Annotated in this window: 16 protein-coding genes; 7 read left to right on the top strand and 9 right to left on the bottom strand. The window is 65.1% G+C overall.

Annotation, left to right across the window (positions count from 1 at the left end):
- Positions 1-83: 83 nt before the first annotated feature.
- The 5 genes from glgX to FVF58_RS14175 form a co-directional block, all read right to left on the bottom strand.
- Positions 84-2,303, bottom strand: a complete 2,220-nt coding sequence (glgX, locus tag FVF58_RS14195; protein WP_149670544.1) for a glycogen debranching protein GlgX — start codon at positions 2,301-2,303, stop codon at positions 84-86.
- A gap of 109 nt (positions 2,304-2,412) precedes the next feature.
- Positions 2,413-4,623: a 1,4-alpha-glucan branching protein GlgB gene (gene glgB, locus FVF58_RS14190; protein ID WP_149670543.1), complete on the bottom strand. Its 2,211-nt coding sequence runs from the start codon at positions 4,621-4,623 to the stop codon at positions 2,413-2,415.
- A complete protein-coding gene (gene treS / locus FVF58_RS14185; RefSeq protein WP_149670542.1) occupies positions 4,616-8,086 on the bottom strand; it encodes a maltose alpha-D-glucosyltransferase in 3,471 nt (1,156 codons plus the stop codon). The genes glgB and treS overlap by 8 nt, the downstream gene beginning before the upstream one ends.
- Entirely contained in the window at positions 8,083-11,541 is a 3,459-nt protein-coding gene (locus FVF58_RS14180; protein WP_149670541.1) for a maltotransferase domain-containing protein, read from the bottom strand. The genes treS and FVF58_RS14180 overlap by 4 nt, the downstream gene beginning before the upstream one ends.
- Positions 11,542-11,982: 441 nt before the next feature.
- Positions 11,983-12,645, bottom strand: a complete 663-nt coding sequence (locus FVF58_RS14175; protein ID WP_149670540.1) for a DUF1345 domain-containing protein — start codon at positions 12,643-12,645, stop codon at positions 11,983-11,985.
- A gap of 367 nt (positions 12,646-13,012) precedes the next feature.
- Between FVF58_RS14175 and FVF58_RS14170 the strand changes: the two genes are divergently transcribed.
- The 4 genes from FVF58_RS14170 to FVF58_RS14155 all read left to right on the top strand — a co-directional run bounded on the left by FVF58_RS14170 (position 13,013) and on the right by FVF58_RS14155 (position 17,700).
- The gene (locus FVF58_RS14170; RefSeq protein ID WP_149670539.1) at positions 13,013-13,639 is read left to right on the top strand and encodes a sugar dehydrogenase complex small subunit; all 627 of its coding nucleotides are present in this window, start codon (positions 13,013-13,015) and stop codon (positions 13,637-13,639) included.
- Between the two features lie 117 nt (positions 13,640-13,756).
- Positions 13,757-15,358 (top strand): GMC family oxidoreductase, encoded by a 1,602-nt coding sequence (locus FVF58_RS14165; protein WP_149670538.1) that lies wholly within the window; start codon positions 13,757-13,759, stop codon positions 15,356-15,358.
- 20 nt (positions 15,359-15,378) lie between these two features.
- Positions 15,379-16,800 (top strand): cytochrome c, encoded by a 1,422-nt coding sequence (locus FVF58_RS14160; protein WP_149670537.1) that lies wholly within the window; start codon positions 15,379-15,381, stop codon positions 16,798-16,800.
- 162 nt (positions 16,801-16,962) lie between these two features.
- Complete coding sequence (locus tag FVF58_RS14155; RefSeq protein WP_149670536.1) at positions 16,963-17,700, top strand: metallophosphoesterase; 738 nt, start codon at positions 16,963-16,965, stop codon at positions 17,698-17,700.
- A gap of 46 nt (positions 17,701-17,746) precedes the next feature.
- On the opposite strand, the gene FVF58_RS14150 is transcribed toward FVF58_RS14155, so the two are convergent.
- Positions 17,747-18,448 carry an RES family NAD+ phosphorylase gene (locus FVF58_RS14150; protein ID WP_149670535.1) on the bottom strand — a complete coding sequence of 234 codons (702 nt, stop codon included), beginning with the start codon at positions 18,446-18,448 and terminating at the stop codon, positions 17,747-17,749.
- On the bottom strand, positions 18,445-18,882 hold the full coding sequence (locus FVF58_RS14145; RefSeq protein WP_149670534.1) for an MbcA/ParS/Xre antitoxin family protein: 438 nt from the start codon (positions 18,880-18,882) through the stop codon (positions 18,445-18,447). The genes FVF58_RS14150 and FVF58_RS14145 overlap by 4 nt, the downstream gene beginning before the upstream one ends.
- A 112-nt stretch (positions 18,883-18,994) precedes the next feature.
- On the opposite strand from FVF58_RS14145, the gene FVF58_RS14140 reads away from it, so the two are divergent.
- Positions 18,995-19,588, top strand: a complete 594-nt coding sequence (locus FVF58_RS14140; protein ID WP_149670533.1) for a hypothetical protein — start codon at positions 18,995-18,997, stop codon at positions 19,586-19,588.
- A gap of 87 nt (positions 19,589-19,675) precedes the next feature.
- Here the strand turns inward: FVF58_RS14140 and FVF58_RS14135 are convergent, their stop codons facing one another.
- A complete protein-coding gene (locus tag FVF58_RS14135; protein WP_149670532.1) occupies positions 19,676-20,527 on the bottom strand; it encodes a LysR family transcriptional regulator in 852 nt (283 codons plus the stop codon).
- 101 nt (positions 20,528-20,628) lie between these two features.
- Between FVF58_RS14135 and FVF58_RS14130 the strand changes: the two genes are divergently transcribed.
- Complete coding sequence (locus tag FVF58_RS14130) at positions 20,629-21,012, top strand: tautomerase family protein (protein ID WP_149670531.1); 384 nt, start codon at positions 20,629-20,631, stop codon at positions 21,010-21,012.
- Between the two features lie 99 nt (positions 21,013-21,111).
- On the opposite strand, the gene FVF58_RS14125 is transcribed toward FVF58_RS14130, so the two are convergent.
- On the bottom strand, positions 21,112-21,906 hold the full coding sequence (locus tag FVF58_RS14125; protein WP_149670530.1) for an SDR family NAD(P)-dependent oxidoreductase: 795 nt from the start codon (positions 21,904-21,906) through the stop codon (positions 21,112-21,114).
- Between the two features lie 220 nt (positions 21,907-22,126).
- Between FVF58_RS14125 and FVF58_RS14120 the strand changes: the two genes are divergently transcribed.
- Entirely contained in the window at positions 22,127-22,963 is an 837-nt protein-coding gene (locus tag FVF58_RS14120; RefSeq protein WP_149670529.1) for a TOBE domain-containing protein, read from the top strand.
- Positions 22,964-22,987 lie beyond the last annotated feature (24 nt).

Here is a 22,987-nt window from a genome sequence, read left to right as displayed (position 1 = left end):
ATGTGTGTTCGTGCTGCAATCCGACTGCCAGGCTGCCATCGCGCCGTTGCCTCGCGGCGACTTCGCGCTTACGTCACTTACGCCTACGTGCTGGGCGACAAGTCGCTGCCCGGCGATTGCGCTCCCGGATCGGGCGGCAGCGCCGTCAGCAGCCGCGGCCCGTGCTGCGCGCCGGCCTTCCAGCCCGCCTGCCAGTCCGCTTCGCCCACCGGCTGCGCGGCCAGCATCACGAGACCGTGCGCGGCCACCTCGACCTCGGGCACCGCCAGGCGATGCGGCGCGCTGTCCGGTTCAGCAGTGTCTAACAGCACATGCCATTCCAGGTGCGGGGCGGGCGGTGTAAAGCGCAGTGTTTCCTCGTTTGCGTTGAGCATCATCAACAATACTTCTGTTTCGCCATTCAAGCCTGGTCCCGCGCGACGCAAGGTGAACGCGCGGCCTTCGGGGTCCTGCCAGGCTTCGATGGTGAGCGGGTCGCCGTGCTCGTCGAACCAGCCGACATCGAACAGGCCCGGCAGCACTTCACGGTCGCCGAATAGAAAACGCGTTTCGCGCAGCAGCGGGTGATGTTTGCGCAGCGCGATCACGCGCGCGACGAAGGCGATCATCTGCTGGCCGTCCGTAGAGGTTGCACGCTCCCAATCGAGCCAGGATATTTCGTTGTCCTGGCAATACGCATTGTTGTTGCCGTTCTGGGTGCGCAGCATTTCGTCGCCGGCCAGCACCATCGGCGTGCCGAGCGCGATCAGCAGCGTCGTGATCAGCGAACGGGCCACACGTTTGCGCGTGTCGAGAATCGCGGGATCGTCAGTCGGACCTTCTGCGCCCCAGTTGCGGCTGCAGTTCTCGTTGTGACCGTCGTTGTTGTCCTCGCGATTCGCTTCGTTGTGCTTCTGCTCGTAAGCCGTGACATCGGCCAACGTAAAGCCGTCGTGTGACGTGATGAAGTTGATCGACGCCCACGGCTTCCTGAAGCGCCGGTTGAACAGATCGGCCGAGCCGGTCAGGCGCGCGGCGAGGTCGGGCCGCAAGCCGGCGTCGCCGCGCCAGAAACGGCGCACCGTGTCGCGGAAACGGTCGTTCCATTCGGCGAAGCCCGGCGGATGGTTGCCCAGCTGATAGCCGCCGGGGCCGATGTCCCATGGTTCGGAGATCAGCTTGCGTTGCGACAGGATCGGGTCCTGGCGCAATGCGTCGAAGAAACCCGAGCCCGGATCGAAGCCGTGCTGCTCGCGGCCGAGCGTCACGCCGAGATCGAAGCGGAAGCCGTCGATATTGAACGCCGTCGACCAGTAGCGCAGCGAATCCATCACCATCTGCAGCACGCGCGGATGCGGCAGGTTCAGCGTATCGCCGCAGCCGGTGTCGTTGATGTGGTGGCGCTCGTCGCCGGGGACCAGGCGGTAGTAGCTCGCATTGTCGAGACCGCGCCACGAGACGGTCGGGCCCATCTCGTTGCCTTCGCAGGTGTGGTTGTAGACCACGTCGAGAAAGACCTCGATGCCGGCCGCGTGCAACTGGCGCACGGCGATGCGCATTTCGTCGAGCCGGTGCGTGCTCAGATACGACGGCTCGGGCGCGAAGAACGCGGCGCTGTTGTAGCCCCAGTAGTTGCGCAGACCGCGCTCCACCAGGAAGCGGTCGTTGAGAAACGCATGGACCGGCAGCAACTCGACCGCGGTCACGCCGAGCTTCAGCAAATGCTCGATGAACTCCGGCGACGCCAGCGCGGCAAACGTGCCGCGTTCGTGCTGGCGCAAATCGGCGCGCAGCATCGACGCCCCGCGCACGTGCGTTTCGAAGATGATGGTCTCGCCCCACGGCACGTTCGGGCGCTTGTCGTGCGACCAGTCGAACGCTTCGTCGATCACCACGCACTTCGGCATGGCCGGCGCTGAATCACGGCGGTCGATGGAAAGATCGGCGCGATTCGAATGCACCCGATAGCCGAACAGCGCATCCGACCAGCGAAACTGCCCGACCAGTTTGCGCGCGTACGGATCGAGCAACAGCTTGTGCGGATTGAAGCGATGCCCCTGATGCGGCTGATACGGCCCATGCGCGCGAAAGCCGTAAGCGGTGCCCGGATGCGCGTTCGGCAAGTAGCCATGCCAGACCTCGTCGGTGCATTCGGGCAGCGTGAAGCGGCGCAATTCCTTGCGCCCGGTGGGATCGAACAGGCAAAGCTCGATTTTTTGCGCATTCGCCGAGAACACCGCAAAGTTGACGCCGAGGCCGTCCCAGCTGGCGCCGAGCGGATACGGCGAACCGGGCAGAAGCCGGTCGGGCATTGCATGCGACATGATTCCCCTTCCCAGTTCTGATTTATTGAATGCCAGCTTGGGTCTTCATGCAACGAGCGCGCGGCGCCAATACCCCGCTGCGCCGCGCGCTCGCGTTACAGCATGTCAATCATTCCGCACGCAACACGATGGTCGCGAGCGGCGGCAATACCAGTGAAGCGGAATGCGGCCAGCCGTGGCTAGGGGTCGCGTCGGTATGAATCAGGCCGCCGTTGCCCATGTTCGAGCCGCCGTACACGCCGGCGTCCGTGTTCAGCACTTCCTCCCAGCGGCCGCTCGCCGGCATGCCGATCCGATAACCGACGCGCGGTACCGGCGTCATGTTGCAGACCACGACGAGCTCACGGCCAGCGCCGTCGGTGCGCCGATACGCGAACACGCTGTTGGCGCTGTCGTCGCCGATCAGCCATCCGAAGCCGCCCGGCTCGCTGTCGAGCAGATACAGCGCAGGCTCCTTGCAATACAGATGGTTCAGGTCGCGCACCAGTAACTGCACGCCGTGATGATGCGGATCGTCGAGCAGATGCCAATGCGGCGAAGTGTCGTGATCGAATTCCGCCATCTGCCCGAATTCACCGCCCATGAACATCAGCTTCTTGCCCGGATGCGTCCACATGAAGCCGAAGTACGCGCGCAGATTGGCGAACTTCTGCCACCGGTCGCCGGGCATCTTGCCGAGCAGCGAGCCTTTGCCGTGCACCACTTCGTCGTGCGACAGCGGCAGCACGAAGCGCTCCGAGTACGCATACACCATGCCGAACGTCATGTTGTGGTGATGGTACTGGCGATAAACTGGGTCTTCCTCCATGTAGTGCAGCGTGTCGTGCATCCAGCCCATGTTCCATTTGAACTGGAAGCCGAGACCGCCGTCTTCGACGCGTGCGGTCACGCCCGGCCACGCGGTCGATTCCTCGGCGATCGTGATTGCACCAGGCACGCCCGGCACGTAACCGACTTCGTGATTGAGGCGCTTCAGAAACGCAATCGATTCGAGGTTCTCGCGGCCGCCGTAAATGTTCGGCACCCACTGATCGGCGGCGCGCGAATAGTCGCGATACAGCATCGACGCGACCGCATCGACGCGCAAGGCGTCGACGTGATAGCGCTTTAGCCACGCGAGGCCCGATGCGACCAGGAACGCACTCACCTCATTGCGGCCGAGGTTGTAGATCATCGTGTTCCAGTCCTGGTGATAGCCTTCGCGCGGGTCGGCGTGCTCGTAGAGCGGCGTGCCGTCGAAGTCGACGAGACCATGCGCGTCGTTCGGAAAGTGCGCGGGCACCCAGTCCAGTATCACGCCGAGCCCGGCTTCGTGCGCGCGATCGACGAAGCGCGCGAACTGTTCCGGCTTGCCGAAGCGCGCGGACGGCGCGAACTGCCCGAGCGGCTGATAACCCCACGAGCCGCCGAACGGATGTTCCGCGATCGGCATGAACTCGACGTGCGTGAAACCCATGCTCTTCACGTACGGCAGCAGGCGTTCGGCGAGTTCTTCCCAGTCGAGGCCGCGCTGACCTTCTTCGGCGATGCGCAGCCACGATTCGGCATGCACTTCGTAGATCGAGATCGGCGCGCGCGCGGTCTGCCTGGCGGCGCGCGACTGAATCCAGTCGTGATCGGTCCACGGAAACTGCTCGATCTCGTCGACATGCGCGACCACCGACGCGGTGCCCGGCGGCTTTTCCGTTTGCATCGCGCAAGGATCGGCCTTCAGCGGCAGCGGATGGCCGTCGCGCGACAGTAGTTCGTATTTGTACCGCGTGCCCGGCCCCACGCGCGGCACGAACAGCTCCCACACGCCGGCCTGATGACGCAGCCGCATCAGATGACGGCGGCCGTCCCACGCGTTGAAGTCGCCGACCACCGACACGCGTCGCGCATTCGGCGCCCACACCGCGAAGCGCACGCCGGGCACGCCATCCATTTCCACCGGATGCGCGCCGAGACATTCGAGCACCGCGTACGGATCGCCATGCGCGAGGCGGCCGAGTGGTTCGTCGCCGAGCACCGGGCCGAACGAATAGGTGTCCTCGATTTCCTGCACCACGCCATGCCAATCGATCCGCAAGCGATACGGCGCCCCCGACGTGACGCGGCCGGCGAACAGCCCAGGGCGCAACTGTTCGAGTTCACCGACCGTGGCGCCGTCGGCGCGTGCAATCACGGTGACGTGCGCGGCGTTCGGCAACAGCGCGCGCACCACCGGACCCGCGTCCGTCCAGTGCAGCCCAAGCTGCGAGAAGGGATCGGGGTGGCGCGCTTCGACGAGCGCGTCGATATCGACCGGTTGGAGGCCAGCGGCCGGATCATGCTCACTCATAGTCGCCCTCGGCCGGATTAGGCGGGGTGGCGGCGCCTGGCGCCTGGGTTGACGAATCGGCAGCATGCGCCGGGGTGCCGGTGTCGCCCAGCAAGCGGCTCGTGAGCGCGGCGAGGCCGCGCACCGGCAAGCTGAGCCATGTCGGACGGTTGGCCGCTTCGTAGCGGATCTCGTAAGCGGCCTTTTCGATCAGGAACAGATCGAGCAGCGCCTGCTCCGCCTCGGGCGCCACCAGCGGCGCCGGTGCGTCAGCGACCGCTGCGCGGTATTGAGCGAGGAAAGCTTCGGTGGCATGCGCGCGGAACCGGTCGAACAACGCACGCTTGCGATCGGCGGTCTGCTGCGGCGCGCTTTCCATCGTGGATTGCGCGGCCGCGCTCGCATACGACAACGAACGCATCAACCCGGCCACATCACGCAGCGGGCTCGATTTCCGCCGACGCTCTTCGAGCGAACGCGCCGGCTCGCCTTCGAAGTCGATCAGATACGCGTCGCCTTGCGCGACCAGCACCTGGCCCAGGTGGAAGTCGCCGTGGATACGGATGCGCAACGCGCCTGCATCGGCGGAGACCAATTTCTCGACCGTGGCGACGAGCGCCGCGCGCCGGTCGATCAGGCTTTGCGCCAACGCTTTGGTGTCCGGATCGCTCATCTGTTCGATGCGCGGCGCGAGCAGATCGAGCGCGGCGGCGAGCATCGACTGCGTGCCGTCGACCCACGCTTTCACCTGGGCGGCGTCGGCGGGTTCCGGCGCGAACGCCGGGTCCTCGGTCGGCGACGCGAGCGCCAGGTGCAGTTCGCCCAGCCGCCTGCCGATGATGCCGGCCAGCTCGCCGTAGCCTTCCATCAAAATCGCTTCGTTGTCGCGGTCCGGCGTCGTTGACGTTTCCGGATCGACGGCAATCGCGAGCTCGTCCACCGAGCGGCGCAGATAGTCGAGCGACCAGTTCCACGCGTCGCCCTGGTTGTCGACAAAGCCTTGCAGGATCGCAAGCGTATGCGGCACGCCTTCGGGATCGACGCGCACCACTTCGCCATACAACGGCGCGGTGTTCGCGTAGCCGAGCTGGGTCAGGTAGCGGCTGATTTCCGCTTCCGGATGAATGCCGCTGACGAGCCGGCGCACCAGCTTCAGCACAGCGGCATCGGCGATGATCAGCGAACTGTTGCTCTGCTCGGCCGCGAGCCAGCGAATCTCCGGCCGATCGCCGAGGTTGTCCAGTTCGGCGAAACGCTCGGTGGGCAGGAACTTGATTTCGCTCTTCTGCACGGTCGGCACCACCGCGCGTTCGCGCAGCTTGCGCAATACGTTATGCGCGAAGATCGGCAGCGCGAACGCGTCCGTCAGATGACCGACGTTGCGGCCGCGCCGCACACGCGCCAACGCGAGTTGCATGAAGAGCGGCGTGGTGGTTTCGCCACCCCACGTGATCGCGATCGGCACCACGTAGCGTTCGGTGTGGTTGCCCACGTCCGCTTCGATCTCCGTGAACGCGAAGCCGCCGTTCGGGATCGTGGTCAACGCGGCGAGGCGCACCGCATGCATCTTCTGGTCCTTCGACGCAAACCAGCGGCGCCGGCTCAACCAGGAAGGCAGCACTTCCGATTCGAGCAGACGCACGTTCTCCGGCGTCGGGCCCACTTGCCCTTCGCGGATCACGATCGTGACGAATTCCGGCAACGGCTCCGAATGCGCCTGCGCCCAGGTGGGACGCTGACCGCCCTCGCACAGCATGAACCACAGGAAGCCGTAGGGCGGGAACGTCAGCAGATAGGTCAGTTGACCGATCGCGGGGAACACGGAGTCGGCGGTCATTTCGATCGGCACCGCGCCGTTGAACTCGGACAGATCGAGTTCGACCGCTTGCGGCGCGCGCGACAGATTCGCCACGCAGAGGATCGGCGGCTGGTCCGGCATTTCCCGCAGATACGCGAGAATCTTGCGGTTCTCCGGTTTCAGGAAGCGAATCGTGCCGCGCCCGAAGGTCTGCTTCGCGCGGCGCGTGGAGAGCATGCGCCGGGTCCAGTTCAGCAGCGAATGCGGATCGCGGCTTTGCGCTTCGACATTGACCGCGTCGAAGCCGTAGAGCGAACCCATCACCGGCGGCAGCACCAGCTGCTCGGGATCGGCGCGCGAGAAACCGCCGTTGCGGTCCGACGACCACTGCATCGGCGTGCGCACGCCGTCGCGGTCGCCGAGGTGGATGTTGTCGCCCATGCCGAGTTCGTCGCCGTAATAGATCACGGGCGTGCCGGGCATGGACAGCAGCAGCGAATTGATCAATTCGATGCGGCGGCGATCGCGCTCCATCAACGGTGCCAGCCGGCGGCGGATGCCGAGATTCAGGCGCGCGCGGCGATCGCTCGCATAGGTGTTCCACAAATAGTCGCGCTCGGAATCCGTGACCATCTCCAGCGTCAGTTCGTCGTGATTGCGCAGGAAAATCGCCCACTGGTTCGACTCGGGAAGGTCCGGCGTCTGCTTCATGATGTCGGTGATCGGAAAGCGGTCCTCGCTCGCGATCGACATGTAGATGCGCGGCATCAGCGGGAAGTGGAACGCCATGTGGCATTCGTCTTCGTCGCCGAAATACTCCTTCACGTCTTCCGGCCACTGGTTCGCTTCGGCGAGCAGCATCCGGTTCGGATACTCGGCGTCGATGGTCGCGCGGATCTTCTTCAGCACCGCGTGCGTTTCCGGCAGGTTCTCGTTGTTGGTGCCTTCACGTTCGACCAGATACGGCACGGCATCCAGACGCAACCCGTCGATACCCATGTCGAGCCAGAAGCGCATCACCTGCAGCACTTCTTTTATCACCGCCGGGTTGTCGAAGTTCAGGTCGGGCTGGTGCGAGTAGAAGCGATGCCAGTAGTACGCGCCCGCCACCGGATCATGCGTCCAGTTCGACGGCTCTGAGTCGATGAAGATGATCCGCGTTTCCGGGTACTTCTTATCGGTATCGGACCACACGTAGTAGTTGCGATGATTCGAACCTGGCTTCGCGCGGCGCGCCCGTTGAAACCACGGGTGCTGATCCGACGTGTGGTTGATGACCAGTTCGCTGATCACGCGGATGCCGCGCGCGTGCGCTTCCTGGATGAAGCGTTTCACATCCGCAATCTGGCCGTAGTCGGGATGCACGCTGCGGTAGTCGGCGATGTCGTAGCCATCGTCGCGCCGTGGCGACGGATAGAACGGCAGCAGCCAGATCGCGTTCACACCGAGTTCGGCGATGTAGTCGAGCTTCGCAATCAGGCCCGGGAAGTCGCCTACGCCATCGTTGTTCGCATCGAAGAACGACTTGATGTGCACCTGGTAGATGATCGCGTCTTTGTACCAGAGCGGATCGTCGCTCAAGGCCGCCGGCTTGCCGCGCCGCTGCGAACGTGCTTTGGCCGCGCTGCCCGAGGCTGCGCCCGTCTGCCCCGACGACGTGGTTTGGGCTGGATCGTCACGCTTCATGTCGCACCTTCCGTTGGGGTTGGGTTGCCAGCGTCCGCGTGATAGGCGCTGTCGGAATCGCTGTCGGCTTCATCCGGGCGCTCGGCGGGCAGGCCGCCGAGCGGCGCGATGCGCCAGATCGAGAAGGGCTGGCCCGACCCGAGTTGCACATGCTGCCAGCGGCCGTGCCATTCGAAGCGCGCGCCGGTCATCTGGTCGGTCACTTCCAGCGCGCCATGATCGTGCAGATGCCAGCGCTGGAACGTGTCCCACGACAGTTCGATATCCGCGCCCTGTTCGTTGAACGGATCGAGGTTGATCGCGACGACGATCACGTTGTCGCGCGCTTCGGTCGCTTTCTCGAACAGCAGGATGTGATCATTGTGCGCGCTGAGGAAGGTCAGGCCGAGATGCGTCTGCAGCGCCGGGTTCGAGCGGCGAATCCGGTTCAGCGCCGTGATCTCGCCGACGATGTTGCCAGGCCGGTTCCAGTCCCACGCGCGCAACTGGTACTTCTCGGAGTTCAGATATTCCTCGCTGTTGGGCAGCGCGGCGGCCTCGCACAGTTCGAAACCGCTGTACACGCCCCACAATCCCGCCAGCGTCGACGCGAGCGCCGCGCGAATCAGAAAGCCCGTGCGTCCCTGCGCTTGCAGATGGCGCGGGTTGATGTCTGGCGTGTTGACGAAGAAGTTCGGCCGGTAGAAATCACGCGCGCCGGTTTGCGTGAGTTCGCTCAAGTACTCGATGAAATCGCGCTTCGACTCGCGCCACGTGAAGTACGTGTACGACTGTGAGAAGCCGATCTTGCCGAGCCGGTTCATCATGCGCGGACGCGTGAAGGCTTCGGCGAGGAAGATCGTGTCGGGATAGCGCGCGCGCACGTCGGCCATCATCCATTCCCAGAACGGCAGCGGCTTGGTGTGCGGATTGTCGACGCGGAAAATGTGCACGCCCGCTTCGATCCAGAACAGGATCACGTCGCGCAGCGCGAGCCACAGGTCGGGCTTGGCGTCGTGCGCGTAGAAGTCGGGATTGACGATGTCCTGGTACTTCTTCGGCGGATTCTCCGCGTAACGCAAGGTGCCGTCCGGGCGCCACGCGAACCACGTCGGATGCTCCCTGAGCCACGGATGATCCGGCGAGCACTGGATCGCGAAGTCGAGCGCGATTTCGAGGCCGTGCGCATGCGCGGCGGCGAGCATCGCCTTGAAGTCGTCGAGCGTGCCCAGTTGCGGATGCACGGCGGTGTGGCCGCCTTCGGCCGCACCGATCGCGTACGGACTGCCCACATCGCCGGGCTGTGCGTTCAGCGTGTTGTTGCGGCCTTTGCGATTCGCGAGGCCGATCGGATGGATCGGCGGGAAATACAGCACGTCGAAACCCATGTCGCGGATGCGCGGCAGTTTCGTCGTCACGTCCGCGAAGGTGCCGTGGCGCGCTTCGTCGTCGCTCATCGAACGCGGGAAGATCTCATACCAGCTCGCGAAACGCGCGGCGGTGCGGTCCGCGTCGATCTTGTAGATCACCGGATCGCGGCTCAGGAACGGCCGGTGGCGCGCGGCGGTCATCGCCTTCGCGGTGGTCGACGCGAGGATCAGCGCGAGCCTGGTGGCGGCGTCGGACTTCGTGAAGAGCTTGACGATCTGTTCGAGCGGCTCCTTTACCGCGCCTTCCGTCGTCTCCACTTCGGCGAGCACCAGCGCGAACAGATGCGAGGCTTCCTCGAGTTCGAGTTCGAGTTCGACGGTCTGGCCCGCCTTCAGCTTCTTCTCGACGTGCTCGACGAGCGACGCGAAGTCGTCGCGCCACGCGATCACGCTGAACTCGTGACGGCCGAGCCGTTCGAGTGGAATGCGCGCTTGCCAGATGTCGAGTCCGGCGGGCTGCGCGGGACTCATCAACACTTCGTGCCAGGCGGTTTCGTCGGCGGCGCGCCAGATCACGGCGGCGGCGATCTTGTCGTGACCTTCGGCGAAAATCGCGGCGCTGATTTCGACGCGCTCGCCCACCGTGCGCTTGGCCGCGAAGCGGCCGTTGTCGACCGTGGGCATCACGCTTTCGATCGCCACGCGCGGCGCGTCGAGCGCCTCCAGCACGGTCTTGCGGCCGCTGCGCTTGCTGTTGGCCTTGTCGATGGGCGGCGCGAGGCGGATCGGCTTCTCCGTCACCGCGCGCAACAGGCGCACCGCGCCAGGCGCGAGCGTGAACGGCGTCAGTCCGGATGGCGCGGCATGGCCCGGCGCATCCAGCGGCACGAAGCGTGTGAAGTTGCCCGGCGCGCTCGCGAGAAAGCGCGCGGGATCAACGCGCACGGGCGCGCCGAGTTCGGGATTGATGGCGATCAGCACCGCTTCTTCGGCGTCGCGCAGGTCCGGCTGATCGGCGCGCAACAGGACGGCGGCGGGAGCGCCGGGCCCGCTCAACGGGCGCAATTCACCGTTGCCGTGCAGCGTCCTCGAATTGCGCGCGACCTCGTTGGCATGGGTGATCCGTTCCGTGAGATCGAATTTCTTTGCCTGGACAGCGAGCGCGAATTGCGACGCGTCGCCGCGCGTTTGCGACATGGGTTCGGCGATGCCGTATTCGAAGCCCATCGGCATCATCCAGCCGGTGCCGAGCGCAGCCGATGTGAACAGCGCGCGCCGGTAAGCCCGTTCGACGATGGCGGCGTCGTGGGCGTCGCCGAACTCGGCGGCGAGACGCGTGCCGTAGGGCGCTTCAGGAAAGGTGATCGGCGCGCCGATGCGCGCGAGCGCGGCGTGCTCCTCGACCATCCAGCTCGCGCGGAAGTCCCACCAGCGCACCGACGAGAACACGCTGTCGAAGCCCGCGCTGTCCAGCCCGGGCAGATCGTCGCGCGCGAGACCGGGGGTTGCGGCGAGCAAGCGCACGTCGGGATGCTTCGCGCGCAGCGCGCCGCCGAGTTGGCGCCAGACGGCGGCCGGCACGCGATGCGGCGAATCGAAGCGGAAGCCGCCCACGCCCGCATCGGCCAGCGCCAATAGCTGTTGCGTCCACCAGCCGGTGAGCGCGTCGCGGCTGCCGGCGTCGTTGAAGTTCGCATACGCGACGTTGTCCTCGCGATGCACATGGCGCGGATCGAGCCGCGCCTCTTCGGACTCGAACGGATGGAACCAGTCCGCATGCCCGGCGTATAGCTCGCCGTCGGCGGCCATCCGGTCGATCACCAGATCGGCCAGCAAGGTGAGACCGTTCTGGCGGGCGGCGTCCGCAAGCGTGCGGAGCGCGTCGAGCGCGGGTTGCCGCGCCTCGAACACCGGATGCAGCCGGGCGTGGTTGCCGACCACCTGTCCGTGACCCGCCTGCCCCGGCTCGAAGAGGCCGCCGATCAGCGCGTGATCGAAGCCCAGCGCGGCCGCATGAGCGAACTGCGCTGGCCACGCATCGAGCGGCCCCACCAGGAGTGAATGAAAAAAGTAAATGCGCGGCGCATACCCGTTTGGAGGTTCCATCGGTGGTTTCCAGATTCGTCCTGCTGCGGTGTGGATGCAGTTGGCATGCGATCGCAGCGCTCATTGGGCTTCCAGAGCCGGCTACCGCGCGTTGCATCAGCGAAGGCGCGTACTGGTCAATGTAGTGCAAAGATCGTCACGCCGCTGGCCAGTCGAGGGTGCTTTGACGCCAGACTTCGCCTGTTTGGGCCGGGCGAAGCTATTCGGGAGCAGCAGCAAGCGTTGTGCCAGTCGGTGGCTGGAGGGGCTCGATGGGAGCGCGGGCGGGTGCCCTGAAGGCAAGCGGGCCGGGGATCGACGAGAAGATTTCGGCATGATCACGCCGCTCTCATGTGTAAAACGGGGGGCGGGCGTCGTGCGGGTTTTACAACGGGCGCGGGCGAGGCGGCGTGATGACCGCAAAAGGCGAACTGGCGAGCGGCCCTGTGCGGGCTGGTAGCGCTATGACCCCAGCAGGCCCGCGGCGATGTTCACGCACAAGCCCAGGACGGCGACGTTGAAATAAAACGACAGGATGGACTGCGCGAGCGCGGCACGGCGAATCGAACGCGAGCGCAATACCACATCCGAGGTTTGCGAAGCCACCGCGATGGTGAACGAGAAATACAGGAAGTCCCAGTAGTTCGGCTGGAGCTTGTGATCGGGAAACAGCAGGGCGGTCTCTGCGGCGTCGGCATCGTAGTGGAGCCGCGCGTAGTGCAGCGTGAAGATGGTCGGAATCAGAAACCAGGCGCCGATCATCGTGAAACCAGTCAGCAGATAATGCCCTGCACTCGACGCCCCAGCGGTCCCTTTCGCCGATGCCAGTTCCAGCACGATCGCCGCAATGCTCGCAATGGTCGCGACACAGATCACGAAGAGCACGACGCCCGCGTTTTCATCGTCACGTAGCGCGTATTCGCGGACCCGATGTTCGTCGGCGAGGGCCATGTGCACCCAGATCATCAACAGGTAGCTCCAGACGGCGGCGTCCCAGCCGATTAGCGCGCGCGCTATCGTGCTGACATGCCAAGGCACCAGCAGCGTGACCACGCTGCCGACAACGAGGCCAAGCATCGTGCGCGGCCGATTGCGAAGAACCTGCGGATAGTATTTCGTGAGCATGGAACCGGGAGTGAGCGTGGAGTGAGCGACATGGGTGTCACGGATTCTACTTGCGCTTCGGTGAGCATTTGTCGAATCGGCGGATCACAAGCTATAGTCTTGCGCAGCGGCCTTGCGCGCCGCTTTCAGTTGAAAGGCGATTGGCAGGCGACGGGCCGCATCGCTCTATGAAGGCCATCGCAAGGCAGTGATGGGCAAGCTGTAATGCGTCTCGCATCGGCAGCAGGCGCACACCGCGCATTGCGCACGTAAGACCGCTCGAGCGGCGTCAGACCAGGTTTGGGGAAGAGCAATCGAAGCAGCGCGCGAACAGCGTCACGCCGGCGCGGCGCTGCTAGTTGAGAATGACTCACCATCTGGAGTCCCCATGACAGATGTTCCAGAGGACCGCGATGCGCACCATGCAGTGACGCATCCGGCCGGATTGTCGTCATCCGCTTCGCCTTCATCGCTGTTTTCACGTTCCGCCGCGTTGTCCGCTTCGCGCAGAGCATGGGTGCTCGGTGCATGCGCCGCCGCCGCGGCGCTAGCGTTTGCCGGCGCTGGCCGTCCGCTCTCGTGGATCGCCTCGGCCTTCGCCGACGCGCCGCCCGCAGGCGGTGGACTCGACGCCTTCCTCGCGCTCTCGCAGCGTCTCACCGGCCGCAGCGGCTTCGACACCGTACTCGGCAAACGCGTGTACGACGCCCTCGCCAAATCCGACAGCCAGTTCACGCAGAACGTGGCCGCGCTCAACACGTGGCTGCAAGGTCACGGCGGCGTGCCGTCCGATACCGTCACGCAGGCTTTGCAGGCCGAGCAGCCGGCGCTCGCGAAAGCCGTGAGCGCGATCATGCGCGCGTGGTATCTCGGCCTCGTCGGCGACATGCCGCATGTGGACGTGGTCGCGTATGAAAAAGCGTTGATGTTCGAACCCGTCAAGGACGTGCTGACCGTTCCGTCCTATTGCCGCGACGTGCCGTTCTACTGGACGCACAAGCCGTTGAGCGCCTGAACGACGTTCCTCTCGCGTGCCGTATCGTCCGAGGGAGCCGTTCGATGACGCGCCGCCACGCGATACAGCAAGCAACGATAAGCCGGCACAACCATCGTGTATGGGAAGAGGGCAGCCATGGCAAACACAAATTCGGCCGATGTCGTGGTGGTCGGCTCGGGCGTCGCGGGCGGACTGGTCGCGCATCAGCTGGCGCTGGCCGGTGCGTCGGTGATCCTGCTCGAAGCCGGGCCGCGTATCCCGCGCTGGCAGATCGTCGAGAACTTCCGGAACTCGCCGGCCAAGGCGGACTTCGCGACACCGTATCCGTCGACGCCTTATGCGCCGCATCCCGAGTACGCGCCCGCCAACAACTATCTGATCCAGAAGGGCGACTATCCGTACAACTCGCAATATGTGCGGCTCGTGGGCGGCACGACCTGGCACTGGGCCGCCGCCGCGTGGCGGCTGCTGCCGACGGACTTCCAGTTGCACAAGCTGTATGGCGTGGGGCGCGACTGGCCGTATCCGTATGAGACGCTGGAGCCGTGGTATTCGGCGGCCGAAGTGCAACTCGGCGTGTCCGGGCCGGACAGCTCCATCGATCTCGGTTCGCCGCGCTCGAAGCCTTATCCGATGAGCCAGCTGCCGCTGTCGTACATGGATCAGCGCTTCAGCGATGTGCTCAACGCACAGGGCTTCAAGGTCGTGCCGGAGCCTGTGGCGCGCAACAGCCGTCCCTACGATGCGCGGCCCACCTGCTGCGGCAACAACAATTGCATGCCGATCTGTCCGATCGCCGCTATGTACAACGGCGTCGTGCATGCGGAGAAGGCCGAGCAGGCTGGCGCGAAGCTGATCCCCGAAGCGGTGGTGTACCGCGTCGAAGCGGACAACAAAGGGCTCATCACGGCGGTCCATTACAAGGATCCGAGCGGCAATAGCACGCGCGTGAGCGGCAAGCTGTTTGTGCTCGCCGCCAACGGCATCGAAACGCCGAAGCTGATGCTGATGTCGACCTCCGATAAATTCCCGCACGGCGTCGGCAATAGCTCCGATCAGGTGGGCCGCAATCTGATGGATCATCCCGGCACGGGCGTCGCATTCCTCGCCAACGAGCCGCTGTGGCCGGGCCGCGGGCCGATGGAGATGACGTCGATCGTCAACTTCCGCGACGGCGCGTTCCGTTCCGACTACGCGGCGAAGAAGCTGCATCTGTCAAATGGCGTGCCAACCATGAGCGTGACCGCTGATCTGCTGAAAAAAGGCCTCACCGGCGCAGAGCTCGACCGGCAGATTCGCGATCGCGCATCGCGCACGCTGAACATCAACAGCTTCCACGAGCATCTGGCGGAGCCGCACAATCGCGTGGTGCCGTCGGCGGATCACAAGGACGCGCTCGGCATTCCACAACCCGAGATCTATTACTCGATCAACGACTATGTGAAGAAAAGCGCCGCCGATACGCACGAACTGTATGCGCGCATCGCGGCGCTGTTCGGCGGCACGGAGATCTCGTTCGACGACACCTTCGCGCCCAACAACCACATCATGGGCACCACGATCATGGGCGGCGACCCGGCGGATTCGGTGGTGGATGCGGACTGCCGCACACACGATCATTCGAATCTGTTCATCGCCAGCAGCGGCGTGATGCCGACGGCGGCCTCGGTGAATTGCACGCTGACGATCGCGGCCTTGTCGCTGAAACTGGCCGACAAGCTCAAGCGCGAAATCTGAGCCCCGATCGGAGAGCCACCATGAAGAAGAACACCTCTCGCGTGCCGCCGGATATCGCGCTCGTGCCGACCACGCGCCGCCGCCGCATCGGGGTAGCGGCGCTGGCGGCGGCGTTCTCGCTGGCCGCGCTGTATGTCGCCTGGCATGAGGCGAACGGCCCGGACGCTCGCCCGACCGACGAACTACCGATCACGCAAGCCCGCGCCGACGCCGCGTCACAACCGGCCGGCGCCGCGGCAATGCCAGCCGGCGCGAACCGCAGCGCTCTGGTCAAGCGCGGCGAATACCTCGCACGAGTCGGCGATTGCGCCGCCTGCCACACGGCGGACAAGTCGCGTCCGTTCGCGGGCGGGCTGCCGATCGACACGCCGTTCGGCACCATCGTGACGCCAAACATCACGCCCGATCCGGACACCGGCATCGGCCAATGGAGCGACGCCGATTTTCTGCGCGCGATGCACGAGGGCATCGGCAAAGGCGGCGAGCGGCTCTACCCGGCCTTTCCGTACGCCGAGTACACGCGCGTCACCGAGCAGGACGTGCTCGCCATTCGCGCGTACCTGAACACGCTCACGCCGATCCATTACACGCCGCCGGCCAATAGCCTGAAGTTCCCGTTCAATCAGCGCTGGCTGATGGCGCTGTGGAACCTGTTCAATTTCACCGAAGCCCGCTTCGTTCCCGATCCAAAGCAAAGCGCCGAGTGGAATCGCGGCGCGTATCTGGTAACGGGACTTGCGCATTGCGAGGAGTGCCATACGCCGCGCAATTTCATGCAGGGGTTGAAATCGAGCGCGCGTTTCTCCGGCGCGGTGCAGGCCGGCTGGCATGCGTTCAACATCACGCCGGACAAGATCAGCGGCGTGGGCGACTGGAGCAATGACGAGCTTGCCACGTATCTGGCGACCGGCGCGGCGGCGGGCCGCGCGAATGCGGCCGGCCCGATGGGCGAAGTGGTCGCCGACAGCACGCAGTACATGACCCCGTTCGATCTGCGTTCGATCGTCACGTATCTGCGCACGGTGCCGCCGGTGAGCGGCGGCGAGTCGCGCCCGCGCCATCAGTGGGGCAATCCCGCCGACGACGTCACCGCGTTGCGCGGCACCGCGATCCACGGGGTGAACGGCGCGCAGCTCTTCGTGGCCAATTGCGCGACCTGCCATAGCTGGACGGGCCAGGGCGTGGGCGCGAGTGCGCCGGGCGCGTATCCGTCGCTGATCCACAACTCGACGGTCGGCGCGAGCGACGCCAGCAATCTGGCGCTGGTAATTCTGCACGGCGTAAGCCGCACGACCGCGCATGCGGACGTGCTGATGCCTGCATTCGGCAGCCAGCTCACCGACGAACAGGTGGCCGCCATCACCAACTATGTGACCCGGCAGTTCGGTAATCCGCAGTCGACGGTGACGGCCGAGCAGGTCGGCAAGCTGCGCACGCCGTAGCCCACGCAGCAATAGTCATCGCGAAGGCGGTGTGTTTCCGGTAAAGGCACCCCCGAAACACACCCGTTTTGCGTAGTTTCGCGTCGTTTTTGCTTTGCAAGAAGCCAGGATACGATAGGCACCCCGCATACGCACCCGCGGGCGCAGCATTATCATGACAAGATGGCTTCCGTACTCGTCAACCCCGTCCAACATCATGCCGCCAATGCGATCGGCCGCGACTTTGTGGTCGGTGATCTGCACGGCTGCGTCGATGCATTGCGCTATCTGCTGCGCCTGATCGCGTTCGATCCGGCGTGCGACCGACTTTTTTCGGTCGGCGATCTGGTCGATCGCGGCGAGCATTCCGAGCAGGCGCTGACGCTGCTCGACAAGCCGTGGTTCTTCCCCGTGCTCGGCAATCACGAAGACACGCTGTGCGCGGTCGTCGACGGACGTTTGCGGCGTGAGTGGTGGATTGGGATTGGCGGCGCATGGGCCGTGAACGTGCCCAACGAACGCTTGCGGCAGTACGCGGCACGTCTGCAGACATTGCCGCTCGCGCGCGTGGTCGGTAGTGGGAAGGAGCGCTTCAACATTCTGCATGCCGAATTTTTCGGCACCGACGCCGATCTCGACGCCGGCAATTTCTCGGCGGAAACCCGTGAGCGGATGCTCTGGGGACGCGACCTGGCGGTGGGCAACTCCGATCCGGCGCGGCAACGCGGGCTTTCGCTGACCTATTGCGGCCATACGCCGATGCGCGACATCAAGCAGATCGGTTCGCAGGTCTTCATCGACACCGGCGCGTTCGGCCCCGGCGGCAAGCTGACGATCGTGCAGCCCCAGGCGTTGCTGCGCTGGTCGATTTCGGTCGACGAGGCGCGTGCCGAAGGGGCGGCGGCGCTGGCTTTACCCTGAGCGCGTCCTTCGGCGCACCCATTGCCGTGCTCGTTCATCCTGTTCATCAGCCGACCTGGCTGAGTTCGAACACGATGTCCACCTTCGTGCCATTCCAGTTGTATTCCAGATACGCCGCGTGGTGGCAGTCGCGCAGCAACGTGGTGCGGAACGCCGCCAGACACTCGCCTCCGGCATCGCGCACCGACGGATACGCGATGCCCGGCGCACCCGCCTCGCGCACCGCGCGGCCGAGCGATTGACCCGCCAGATAATCGTCCGGCGACAGCACCGCGAGATCGAGCGAAGGGTCGTCACGCAGATCGACCACGTTGCCTTGCGCGGCCACCGTGTAGAGACGCATTTGCTGGCGCATCGGCGGCTCGGCGGTCGCTGCCAGAAATTTCCCGGTGTGATAGCGCGTCTCGGCAATCGCGGTGGCGCGCGAGCGGGCGCAATAGAACACGCCGTAAGCGCCATCGGAAAAGCGGCTGCCGAGCGGATTCAGATGCGTCAGCGCGGCCATGATCGGTCCATAGCCGGGGCCGAAGCGGCGCTCTTCGCGCGGCACCAGATCGAGTTCGCCGATTTCGGTGCGCAGCCGGTCGTTGGTCATCGCTTCTAGCGCGTATAGCGCATCGAAGTCTTCGGGCGAGGCGACCCGGTCGAACAGATTGACGGCCGGAAAGCGCGTAGGAATCACACGATACGCGGGCGACCAGTCGAGCTGCGTGGTGGGCCAGCGGTCCTGCCAATGCGGTTGTGTCACGCCCATCCGCCTCGCATCGCGTCGAGATACTGGCGCACGGCCACGAGATCGCTGATGTTGCCCGCCAGCATGCGGTCCAGTGCGCGGCGGCCGCCGAACGGCGGCGCGCTGTTGGGGCGCTTGATCCAGGTATCGGCGGCGTTGGGCTGCGGCAACAGAATTTGCAACGCTTTGTAAATGCCGAGCAGCAGCGACAAGCGCTCGAGCGTGTCACGCCCGAGGCGGGCCGTTTCAGGCGTCTTCTTCCAGTTGAAGAAGGTGGAACGGCCCGGTGAGCCGAGCAGCTTGATCTGCTCGTCGGCGTTCAGGTCCCAGTCTTCCGCGATGTTGAAGAACGCGCGCAATCCCGCCGCCGACATTTCCGAAAACGTAGGTTCCGAAATCGGCCGGCGAATCGGCGCTTCGGGTGGGTTGAGGCGGGCAGCGTGAGCCATGACGGATAAGTCCCTATGTGTACTTGAAAGTGATATTAGTCTAAATGTGGATTATTGCAAGGGAATATAATCCCCGGCTCGTTATGCAGGCGAAGATCAGGAGAAGCAGGAGATGGGGATTCGAGTAATGGCAGCGGCGCTCGCCGTGTGGTGTGTGTCGGAAGCGGCGATGGCGGCGGGCTATGCGGAAGTCTGGAATCCGCCCGAGGCGAGCGGCCATGTGGCGAAGCATGCAACGAAGAAGCCGGGCGCGGGTGTCAAGGCCGGGTCGAAGGCGGCGTCGAAGCATGGGGCAAACGCTGGGCACGGGGCGCCGCGAATGGCGGCGGCGGGAGCGGGGCATGGCAGCAAATTGGCGGCTCATGGCGGCGTGAAGAAGGTCGCGGCGAAGGGCGGAGCGACGCGCGGCGCCAAGGCGCCCGCTACGGCGAACAAGCCCAAGGCGAAAGCCGCCGTGATGGCGCAGACCGGAAAGCCGCATGCGCAGCTTGTCCGGAGCAAGCCCGGGCAGGGCAAGGTCGTGCACGCTGATCTCGCCCAGTCGCGCGCCGCTCACTCGCACGTGACCAAGGTCGCGGCGAAACCTGCTACGGTGCGTAGCGCGAATGCGTCGGCCATGTCCGCAAACGTTAGCGCCGGTTCGGCCGACGCAGCCACGAATCCGGCCACTGCCAGCAGCGGTTCGCTGCCGCCGATCATCCACTGAACCTGGCTCGTGCAGCGAGTTGGCCTCAGGGCTTGCTGCGCGGCGGCGCACTAGAGGCCGCGTGGGCTGGCTTCACTTCCGACAGCTTCAGGCGCTTGCCAACCCATTCGCCACCAACCGCAAGGTCTCCATCGAGCGCGGGTCCCTCACCCGCGAATGCAACGTGACACGCGACTCCGGTAGCGCCGGCAAGCCCAGCCGCGCGCCGACATCGAGCAAGCCGCGCGGCGCGACCCTGCGCGCCAGCGGTGACACGGCCAGCCCCGCCGCGACCGCCGCGCCGACCGCCGCCACGCCACCGCCGACGAACACCTCCTGCCACGCAATCCCCGCTTCAGTCAGCGTGCGCAGCGCAATGTCGCGTACGTTGCACGGCGGACTCAGCAGCGCCAGCGCCAGCGGCTCGCCGACCCTCGGCAACCACGCCGGCGTCGCCAGCCAGCCGAGCGGTTCGCTGAACAGTACTCGCGCGTCGTCGCGCGGCGGTTCGTCGGCGCCATAGCGGATGATCACCGCGTCGAACCGGCGCTCGTCGAATTGCGCCAGCAGCGCCGCCGACGTCCCCATGTGCAATTCGACCACCAGACCCGGATCGTGCGCGTTGAGCCGGCCGAGCAGCTGCGGCAAATCAGGCCCCGCGACATGCTCGCTGAGCCCCAGCACGAGGCGCCGCCGCTCCAGCGACAGCGAACCCAGCGCGCGTTCGTGCGCGTTCAGCAACTCGCGCGCGGCGCCGAGAAACGCATTGCCGTCGACGGAAAGACGCACGACGCGCGGCGTGCGCTCCAGCAACTGCTTGCCCAGATGCGCTTCCAGCCGCTTGAGTTTCAGGCTGACGGCCGATTGCGTGGTATCGAGCGCGTCCGCGGCGCGCGTGAAACTGCGCAGGTCGGCGACCAGCACGAAGGCCCGCACCGCATCGAGATCGAGAACTTTCATTTCATTTGAATATAGATGAAATATCGGGTGATATCTGTTTATTATGAATGAGCGCGCCTATGCTGTGGTTGTCTCATCACCCGCAACCAAGGAGTTTCATCATGCCGCTCACCCGAATCGCATTGCGCGCCGGCAAGCCGGCCGAATACCTGAAGGCGTTGACCGATGGCATCCAGCGCTCGCTGGTGGACACGTTCAACGTGCCGAAGGACGACCAGTTCGTGCTGATCACCGAACACGAGGCCGGCAATCTGATCTACAACAGGCAGTATCTGGACATCGAGCGCAGCGACGATTTCGTCGTGATCCAGCTCACGGTGAGCAATACGCGCACGATCGACCAGAAGAAGGCGCTGTATCGGCGGATCGTCGACGAGCTGGCGGAGTCGCCGGGGCTGCGACGAGAGGATGTGTTCATCAATCTCGTCGAGGTGGAGAAGGAGAACTGGTCATTCGGCAACGGGATTGCGCAGTACGCGGTGTGAACGCCGCGAGGGTAGCGTGTTCTGCTAACGAAACGGCGGGGCGAGCATCGACAATGGTCGCGCCCGCCGCCCTCAGTTCCTCAGAAAAGCGCCCACCCGTCACGCAATCGTATCGACCACTCCGCCGTCCACGCGCAGCGCCGCGCCCGTGGTCGCCGAGGCCTGCGGCGAGCAGACGTACACGACCATGTTCGCCACTTCCTCAGTGGTGGCCGCCCGCTGGATGATCGAACTGCTGCGATGTTCCCGCACGAATTCAGTGGCGACCTGTTCGACGGTTTTGCCCTGCTCCTTCGCGGTGTCCTCGACCATCGCGCGCAAGCCGTCCGACAGTGTCGGTCCGGGCAGCACGGCATTCACCGTCACACCGCTGCCTGCCGCCTGCTTGGCGATGCCGCGCGCGATGCTCAACTGCGCCGTCTTCGAGAAACCGTACGCGAGCATGTCCGCCGGAATATTCAACCCCGACTCCGACGAGATGAACACGACGCGCCCCCACTTGCGCTCCATCATCCCCTTCAGGTAGTGGCGCGTGAGCCGCACGCCCGACATCACGTTAATCCGGAAGTAGCGCTCCCAGTCATCGTCCCCGGTGGAGAAAAGGTCGCCGGGTCCGAAAACGCCGAGGTTGTTCACGAGGATGTCCGCTTGCGGCACGGCTTGCGCCAGCGCGTCGCAGCCCTCGCGCGTGCCGAGGTCGCCGGCGAATCCCTGCAAGCTCGCCTGCGGCGCTGACTGGCGGATGGTTTCGATGGCGCGGTCCACCGCCTCCTGTTTGCGTCCGTTGACGATGGTCCGCGCGCCCGCTGCGGCAATGCCGGTGGCGATCGCCAGTCCGATGCCCGCCGTGGATGCGCTGACGATGGCGGTATTGCCCGATAGATCGATGTTCACTGTGCTGCTCCTTGTTGAAGTTGCGGCGAACCTGCCGCGGCCGGTCGTGCCGAAAAATGCAAAGGGCGAAGTGTTCGAAGCGTCGAGCTGAAAGTATCCCATCTATCCGTTTATCGGTTTTCGCAGCCGGCGACGCGCGGCGGGCGAGCGCGCGGTAGCTCGCGTTCGCGTCGTTATAATGATTCGCTGTCCTTTGCTGGATCTTCGAGCGCTTCTTGCCATGACATCCGACCACACCGATCCTCACAACGAATCCCTCGAACTCGGCGGCTCCGTCTGGTTTCAGGCCGGCGCGCGGACGCTCGGCGGCGCGTCGCGGATCGCGCTGCTCGCGGCGATCCGCGAGACCGGCTCGATCACCAGCGCGGCGAAAGCGGTCGGCATGAGCTACAAAGGCGCGTGGGACGCCGTCGACACGATGAACAACCTCGCCGGCGAGCCGCTCGTCGTGCGTCTGACCGGCGGCAAAGGCGGTGGCGGCACCACGCTCACGCCGCGCGCGGAGAAGTTGATCGAGACGTTTCGCGCGGTCGAGCGCGAGCATCGGCGTTTTCTCGAACGTGCGGGCGCGGCAATCGAAGGTTTCGCGACGGATTGGGATCTGATCGGCCGCATCGGCGTAAAGACCAGCGCGCGCAACCAGTTCTACGGCAAGGTGTCGACGATCACGCGCGGCACGGTCAACGACGAAGTCTCGCTGACGCTGCCCGGCGGCCACACGATCGTCGCCGTGCTCACGCATGAAAGCACCGAGACGCTGGGGCTCGTCGAAGGCGCGGCGGCATTCGCGTTGATCAAGGCGTCGTGGGTCGTGCTGCTCATCGAGGACGCAAGCGGCGCGCCGCTCAGGCTGTCGGCGCGCAACCAGTTGCGCGGCACCGTGCAGAGCGTGAAGCGCGGCGCTGTGAATGCCGAGGTATCGCTGGCGCTCGCAGGCGGCGCGGTCGTGACCGCGGTCGTCACCAATGAGAGTGTCGATGCGCTCGGTCTCGCGGAAGGCTCGAACGCTGTCGCCGCGTTCAAGGCGTCGAGCGTGATACTCGGGGTGAAGGACTGAGCGCTGGACAGACGCGGGCGGCAT

Origin of the sequence: Paraburkholderia panacisoli (assembly GCF_008369935.1) — a bacterium.
In the GTDB taxonomy this organism is placed as follows: Bacteria; Pseudomonadota; Gammaproteobacteria; order Burkholderiales; family Burkholderiaceae; genus Paraburkholderia; species Paraburkholderia panacisoli.
The sequence above is the reverse complement of the archived record's forward strand: the minus strand, read 5'-3'. Positions and strand labels throughout refer to the sequence as shown.

Bases quoted from the DNA above. Each gene is read 5' to 3' on its own strand.
- FVF58_RS14160 (WP_149670537.1), top strand. From the start codon at position 15,379: ATGAAGAAGAACACCTCTCGCGTGCCGCCGGATATCGCGCTCGTGCCG.
- FVF58_RS14170 (WP_149670539.1), top strand. From the start codon at position 13,013: ATGACAGATGTTCCAGAGGACCGCGATGCGCACCATGCAGTGACGCAT.
- FVF58_RS14175 (WP_149670540.1), bottom strand. From the start codon at position 12,645: ATGCTCACGAAATACTATCCGCAGGTTCTTCGCAATCGGCCGCGCACG.
- FVF58_RS14165 (WP_149670538.1), top strand. From the start codon at position 13,757: ATGGCAAACACAAATTCGGCCGATGTCGTGGTGGTCGGCTCGGGCGTC.
- FVF58_RS14120 (WP_149670529.1), top strand. From the start codon at position 22,127: ATGACATCCGACCACACCGATCCTCACAACGAATCCCTCGAACTCGGC.
- glgX (WP_149670544.1), bottom strand. From the start codon at position 2,303: ATGTCGCATGCAATGCCCGACCGGCTTCTGCCCGGTTCGCCGTATCCG.
- FVF58_RS14135 (WP_149670532.1), bottom strand. From the start codon at position 20,527: ATGAAAGTTCTCGATCTCGATGCGGTGCGGGCCTTCGTGCTGGTCGCC.
- FVF58_RS14130 (WP_149670531.1), top strand. From the start codon at position 20,629: ATGCCGCTCACCCGAATCGCATTGCGCGCCGGCAAGCCGGCCGAATAC.
- FVF58_RS14155 (WP_149670536.1), top strand. From the start codon at position 16,963: ATGGCTTCCGTACTCGTCAACCCCGTCCAACATCATGCCGCCAATGCG.
- FVF58_RS14145 (WP_149670534.1), bottom strand. From the start codon at position 18,882: ATGGCTCACGCTGCCCGCCTCAACCCACCCGAAGCGCCGATTCGCCGG.
- treS (WP_149670542.1), bottom strand. From the start codon at position 8,086: ATGAAGCGTGACGATCCAGCCCAAACCACGTCGTCGGGGCAGACGGGC.
- glgB (WP_149670543.1), bottom strand. From the start codon at position 4,623: ATGAGTGAGCATGATCCGGCCGCTGGCCTCCAACCGGTCGATATCGAC.
- FVF58_RS14180 (WP_149670541.1), bottom strand. From the start codon at position 11,541: ATGGAACCTCCAAACGGGTATGCGCCGCGCATTTACTTTTTTCATTCA.
- FVF58_RS14140 (WP_149670533.1), top strand. From the start codon at position 18,995: ATGGGGATTCGAGTAATGGCAGCGGCGCTCGCCGTGTGGTGTGTGTCG.